The organism is Blautia sp. CGZ-1-C1, from assembly GCF_056504575.1.
The window spans coordinates 26,845-33,362 of record NZ_JBWLUT010000099.1 but is presented as its reverse complement, the minus strand read 5'-3'; the positions used below and the strand labels follow the sequence as shown (position 1 = coordinate 33,362).

General features: G+C 38.2%; 6 protein-coding genes. All 6 read right to left on the bottom strand.

The window, feature by feature from the left end:
- Nucleotides 1–262, bottom strand: a 262-nt coding sequence (locus tag AC058W_RS08850) for a family 43 glycosylhydrolase (RefSeq protein WP_479389985.1), incomplete at its 3' end; no start/stop codon positions are given.
- Nucleotides 263–331: 69 nt separating this feature from the next.
- Nucleotides 332–1,168, bottom strand: coding sequence for an alpha/beta hydrolase (locus AC058W_RS08845; RefSeq protein ID WP_118247077.1), 837 nt, complete (start codon nt 1,166–1,168; stop codon nt 332–334).
- A 249-nt stretch (nt 1,169–1,417) separates the two neighbouring features.
- Nucleotides 1,418–2,935 (bottom strand): arabinosylfuranosidase ArfA, encoded by a 1,518-nt coding sequence (gene arfA / locus AC058W_RS08840; protein WP_118410708.1) that lies wholly within the window; start codon nt 2,933–2,935, stop codon nt 1,418–1,420.
- 42 nt (nt 2,936–2,977) lie between these two features.
- Nucleotides 2,978–3,820 carry a carbohydrate ABC transporter permease gene (locus AC058W_RS08835; RefSeq protein ID WP_055053326.1) on the bottom strand — a complete coding sequence of 281 codons (843 nt, stop codon included), beginning with the start codon at nt 3,818–3,820 and terminating at the stop codon, nt 2,978–2,980.
- Nucleotides 3,821–3,823: 3 nt separating this feature from the next.
- A complete protein-coding gene (locus AC058W_RS08830; RefSeq protein ID WP_330380554.1) occupies nt 3,824–4,732 on the bottom strand; it encodes a carbohydrate ABC transporter permease in 909 nt (302 codons plus the stop codon).
- A gap of 132 nt (nt 4,733–4,864) precedes the next feature.
- Complete coding sequence (locus tag AC058W_RS08825) at nt 4,865–6,184, bottom strand: ABC transporter substrate-binding protein (RefSeq protein ID WP_055053325.1); 1,320 nt, start codon at nt 6,182–6,184, stop codon at nt 4,865–4,867.
- Nucleotides 6,185–6,518: the final 334 nt, after the last annotated feature.

The following is a 6,518-nucleotide window of genomic DNA, read 5'->3' as shown; positions in this document are numbered from 1 at the left end:
AATAGATATACCATTTTCCATCCAAATAATGAAGTTCCGGTGCCCAGATATGTTCACTCATAATTCCTTCTTTATGCTTTTCCCAGACCGTCACTTCTTCTGCGTCTTTCAGTCCCGCCAGAGTTTTACTTTTTCTTAGCACAATACGGTCATATGCCGGTACAGATGCGGTGAAATAATAATTTCCGTCTGTGTGCCGATATACATATGGATCTGCTCTCTGTAGAATCCATGGCTCATTGTACCTAAGTTCTTCGCTCATTTCTTATATCCCCCTTTATCCATTCTGGGGCTTTATCCAACTACGGTTGCAGTAAATCCCCTCTTTTTTCTATAAACCTACATTTCCACTGTTCAGTCCCTCTTTGCTGTCCTTGTCAAGAGGAAGCCATTCCAAAACTTTCTTAATATAGCGGTTCCAGAAATCCCACTCATGAGCTCCCGGTCCTTCCTCATAGGTCACATCTACACCAAGTTCACGCATGGTGTCTCTGAATTTACGGTTCGGAGAAAGAAGAGGATCATCCAGCCCACAGGCAAGATACATATGCGGAAATGGAATTCCATCTTCTTTCATATTTCCAGCGATCCATTCTGGATTAATCTCGCAGTCCTGAATTTTGGACAAATCTCCAAATACACTTTCCAGAAAGCTTTTCTTCTCAAAAAACATTGGTGAACTGTCATCTGCTGTCCCCATTTTCTCAAGAATCATAGCAGAAGAAAGACCTGCGATATATCCAAATGTGTCATGGTATTTCAAACCATTTCGAATTGCACCGTATCCTCCCATAGATAACCCGGCAATAAATGTATCTTCTTTTTTGTGGGATAACGGAAACATTCTTCGTGTGATCTTTACAAGTTCTTTTCCGATAAATTCGCTGTAGTTTTCATTTGCATTCGGATGATCCATGTAGAACATATTTGCTCCGGATGGCATCACAACTGCCAGATTTTTCTCCTCCGCCCATCTCTTGATACATGTTCCCGTTACCCAATCTGTATAGTTTCCCATTACTCCGTGAAGCAAATATAAAGTCTTAAACGGTTTATTATCCTCTTCTGTTTCTTCTTCAAAAAATACCTTATCTGCTGGCAAGATCACGTTCATTGTCACCGGACGCATCAGTGCTTTTGAAAAAAAATTTACTTCCATTAATGCCATCTTTCTTTATCCTCCATGTTATGTGCTTTTATAAAATATCTGCATTTATTATACAAAGAATATTTTTGAAAAGCTACCTGTAACTCTACGTTTTCTTATGGCCCGTCAAAAGGAAATTCTCATTATATAAAAAATATATCAAAAAAGTTGACGAAACAGCTTAAATAAGAGATGTTTTCACTGCTCTAGCCCTGGATAAGCAACAGTAAAAACATCTTCTTATTTTTGTTTTGTCAACCTTTTACTTGATTATTTCTGTTTTTTTAATCTGATCACATTCCATGATGCCTTTGCAAGTACAGAAGTCATATTTCCACTATCTACCTTACTTCTTGATACAGTTGTCGGAACTACATTCTCACCAGCAGCACTGTTGCATGCTTTCATATCATTATTCTCAAGTACAATATGCTCGACCAGCTGGTATCCTTCCATGCTTCGTAAGTCCGTAACAAGTTCCATATCTTCATTGATATTTCTGTTTACTGCAAAAATAGTAAGTTCTTCGTCAGCCTGGTTCCATACGGCTACACTGGAAAGATCCGTAACATTTTCATGCTCTTTTGTATCATGTACAGGTGTGTCAATAACCGGCTGAAGAACCATTCCGCGTCCATATCTGGATGCATGCATGAATGGATAGAAAATTGTCTGTTTCCATGCTTTACCACCATCTTTCTCTGTCATGATAGGAGCAATTACATTTACAAGCTGTGCCAGACAAGCCATTTTCACACGATCTGCATGTTTTATTAACGTAATCAACATAAGACCTACTAAAAGAGCATCTTCAAAGTTATACTGATCTTCCAGAAGCGGAGGAGCAATATGCCATGGATCTTTTTCCATAAATTCATCATCAGCTTCTCTTGTATGGAACCATACATTCCACTCATCAAAGCTAAGATTAATATTCTTCTTTCCACGTTTTTTTGCTCTTACATAATCACAGGTTGCAATGACTGAACGGATAAACTTATCCATATCATCAGATAATGCCAGGAAATCTGCTGTATCATTATTTAAATTTCCATAATACTGATGAAGAGAAACATAATCTACATAATCGTAATTATATCCTAATGTCGTTGCCTCCCATTCAGGGAATGTAGGCATATCCAGATTTGAGCTTCCGCAGGAAACAAGTTCAATCGTAGGATCAATCAGTTTCATCGCTTTTGCAGTTTCCTGGGAAAGACGTCCATACTCATGCATTGTCTTATGTCCAATCTGCCAGTCACCGTCCATCTCATTTCCCAGACACCATACTTTTACATTGTGAGGATCTTTCACTCCATGTTTGATACGCAGATCACTGTATTTCGTTCCGCCCGGATGGTTACAGTATTCCAGAAGATTGCAGGCATCTGCTACTCCTCTTGTACCAAGATTAACAGCCATCATCATATCTGCATCTGCTTTTTTCAGCCATTTGGAAAATTCATTCAGACCAATTTTATTCTGTTCAAGACTTCTCCATGCAAGTTCCAGACGAACCGGACGTTCCTCTACAGGTCCCACACTATCTTCCCAGAAAAAGTTAGATACAAAGTTCCCACCTGGATATCTTACGATCGGAACATTTAATTCTTTTACCATGTTTAATACATCTGTACGGAATCCATCTTCATCTGATAATGGATTTCCCGGCTGATAAATTCCATCATAAACAGCTCTGCCAAGATGCTCGATAAAAGATCCGTAAATTCTTTTATCAACTTCAGAAACTTTAAACGCTTTGTCAATAATCATTTTTGCCTGTTTCATTTTGGTTTCCTCCATATTTTAAAATTATTAACCTTTTACTTATTAACCTTTTACTCCGCCGGCTGTCATACCTTCGATAAAGTATCTCTGGAAACAAATAAATAATATAAGAATCGGGATGATTGCAAAGCAGGAACCTGCAATCAGAATATCATAATTGTTTCCGTATGGTGAGAGAAGACTCTGCAGACCAACCGGAAGTGTGATTTTATCAATTGAGTTTGTTACGATCATTGGCCAGAGGAAGTTATTCCAGCTCTGCATACCCTGATAAATACCCATAGCAGCGAAAGAAGGTTTCATCAAAGGAATCATGATCTTAAAGAAAATGCCATATTCTGTACATCCGTCTACTCTGGCAGCATCCAGGAAATCTTTCGGTATTCCCATCAGATATTGCCGGAAAAAGAATACCAGCATCGGTACAACCAGGTACGGAAGAATAATACCCCACATATTATTAATCAGACCCATTTTTACGATCAGTCTGTACAATGGAAGTAAGATTACTTCTGTAGGAATCATCATTACAAGTAATACGCAAAGGAATAAAATATTTTTTCCTTTAAAATTGTACATTGCAAATCCATATCCTACACATGCACTTAAGAACAATGCCAGTCCAACCTGAACAATTGTAATAATCAAACTATTTTTATACCATATGAAATATGAGTTCGCACCGCTGAATAACATTTTGTATTCATTTAAATTCGCACTTGCCCAGTCAATAGAGAAGTTCAGTCCATAACGCATCAGATCAGAGCCGGGACGAAGTGATGAAACAGCAAGAAGCGCTAATGGAAGCAACGTGATAATCGCAATAATCACAAAGAAGATAAATAAACACGTTGAATAGATTTTTGATTTTTTAGTTATTGACATTGTTTATTCCCCCTTTTTACTTCCTATAGTTCCATTGATCCAGAGCTGTACAATATTAACTGCCAGAACAATAAGCAGGAATATTACACCGATTGCACTTGCAATACCAAGCTGACTCTGCTCAAATCCCATTCGATATAACATACCCACTAACGTGGTAGCCACATTGTTCGGTGATTTATTTCCATTAAACAGCATATAGCTCTCTGAGAACATTGCCATACCACCAAAAATGGAAATGGTAAGTACATAAATTGTTGTAGGTTTTAATAATGGAATTGTAATATAACGGAGCTGTTCCATACTTGTTGCTCCATCAATAGATGCAGATTCATACAGGTCCGCTGGTATCTGCTGAAGTCCGGATAAATAGTACATCATATTTACACCCGTCCATCTCCACAGACACAGGAAAAACATTGTACACCAGACCGTAGCCGGTGTTCTTAGCCATACAATTGGTTTTATTCCAAAAAGTCCAACTACCTGATTCATAAAAGAACCGTCCAGTTCACCAAACATCAGTCTGAAAACAACGCCTGCAACTACAACTGAAGTCAGTGCCGGAATAAACAGAATGCTTCGAAATGTTCCTTTGGCTCTCATATGTTTGCTGTTAAGCATTGCAGCAAGAACCATCGGAATCGGAATCATTAAAAGACAGGTAACGATCGTATAGAAGATACTGTTTTTCAAACTCTTAATAAAGACTGCATTTGTTAAGATCTTATAATTTTCAAGTCCTACAAATGTTGTATTTGGTCCGGCAACCTTCTGAAAACTCATAATAATCATGCTCACGATTGAGTATGCGAAGAATACAACAAATGTAATGATAAATGGCATTACAAATACATAGGGTGCCACCTTTTGCGAGTATAATAATTTTTTAAATTTACTTTGTTTTTTCAATGCTATCCCTCCCTATGTTACATTCAGACATATATTTTTCCGATATTTTGCTAAAAGAAAGGCTACAGGATCTCCTCCTGCAGCCTTCCAATTAATCTTTAATCTCTATGCCTGAAATTCAAAGCATATATTTTAGTAGATAATAGAATCCTGTTCGCTCTGAAGAAGTTCTTTAGCATCCTGGTCTACAGAAATTTCGAATGCATTGGAATAAGTTGTAGATACCAGTGTACTATATGTTGCTGAATAACTGCCGCTGATGTTTGGAGCAGTAATGTCTGTTCCGTTTTCTTTCAGAATATCAAATGGGTTAGTAGTAAAGTATGCAAGGAACTTATTATCTTTGTTTTCTGTGATAGCCGGATCATCCCAAAGTTCTGTACGAATCGGGTCAAATCCAAGTTTTTCCCACTCATATGTACAACCTTCTTTTGATAATTTAGCAAAAGCAAGGAAGTCTTTAGCTAACTGTTCGTTCTCTGTTCCTTTGATAACAGATGTTCCTGTACCACCCTGAAGAACTTCACGTGTATCGCCTTCGTTCCATACAGGAATTGGATAGATTGCCATCTTACCGTCAAGATCCGGGCAATAGTCTGTAAATCTTCCCATGTACCATAATGGCATAATTACGGATGCAACGCCTGCACCGTTAAGATGTCCGTACCACTCTTCTGTGTGGAATCCACCACCAGGAGCAATCTCACATACACCATCGTTGATCATGCTGCGGATATAATCAATTACTTCTGCATGCTCGTCTGTAACAAGGTTTGGATTTCCATCTTCGTCTACATACTGAGCACCTTTTTCAAGCATCATACACTGTGGAAGGAAAAGGTCAGATGTTTCTACTGCACACATCGGAGTTCCTGTCTTCTCCAGTACAGTCTTACCGGCTTCTACATAATCATCCCATGTAACGATGTCTGCCGGATCAATACCAGCTTCGTTCATGATGTCCATGTTATAATAAGCAACTGTAGCTCCTAAGTGGAAGTCTACACCGTAATAATTTCCTTCGTTGTCTCCGTACATGCTGATTCGTGACATAACAACGTCATCTTTATATGGCTCTACAGCATCATTGATTGGAAGTAAGTAACCATCTTTTAGGAATGCACCATAATGTCCGATTTCGATATCTGCCATATCAGGAGCGCCTTCTCCAGACTGACACGCAATAAGTAATTTGCTGTGTAAGGATGATGACTCACCTGTTGTAACAGTTAAGTTAATCGGTCTGTCTGGATTCTGTTTGTTCCACTCATCAGCCATGGATGTCCAGAATCCTACATGCAATTCCTGGAATGTCCAGAAACTAAGGTCTGTTCCTCCATCCACAAATGTGTTTGTTCCCTGTGTGGATCCGTCATCTGCTGCTAAAACAGGTGCAGTGGAACCAAGAATCATCGTTGCTGCCAATGCGCAGGCAAGAAGTCGTTTTTTCATATAGTTACCCTCCCTAAATTGTTTTTTGTGTACCTTTCGTACCGTTCTTTGCTACACGTTTAGATTAACGTTAATCCAACAAAATGTCAATAGCAAATTTTAATTTCACCGTTATTTTGTATAAATTATATGTTTTATATCATGTTTTTTGTACATAACTCACAATGCCCTATTCTGTTTTCACTTTCATTTATTGACATTTGATTTTTGCGGTATTATAGAATATAATTGAACATATTTGTAACTGTTCAACACTTTCACAGTTACAGAGTCAAAATATAAATGGGACTTTGCAAATCAAACAGAGAAAGATGTCCCCTCTGCAAACTACCAG

Excerpts from the sequence above, each read along its gene's own strand:
- AC058W_RS08845 (WP_118247077.1), bottom strand. The coding sequence starts at position 1,168 with ATGGCATTAATGGAAGTAAATTTTTTTTCAAAAGCACTGATGCGTCCG.
- arfA (WP_118410708.1), bottom strand. The coding sequence starts at position 2,935 with ATGAAACAGGCAAAAATGATTATTGACAAAGCGTTTAAAGTTTCTGAA.
- AC058W_RS08835 (WP_055053326.1), bottom strand. The coding sequence starts at position 3,820 with ATGTCAATAACTAAAAAATCAAAAATCTATTCAACGTGTTTATTTATC.
- AC058W_RS08825 (WP_055053325.1), bottom strand. The coding sequence starts at position 6,184 with ATGAAAAAACGACTTCTTGCCTGCGCATTGGCAGCAACGATGATTCTT.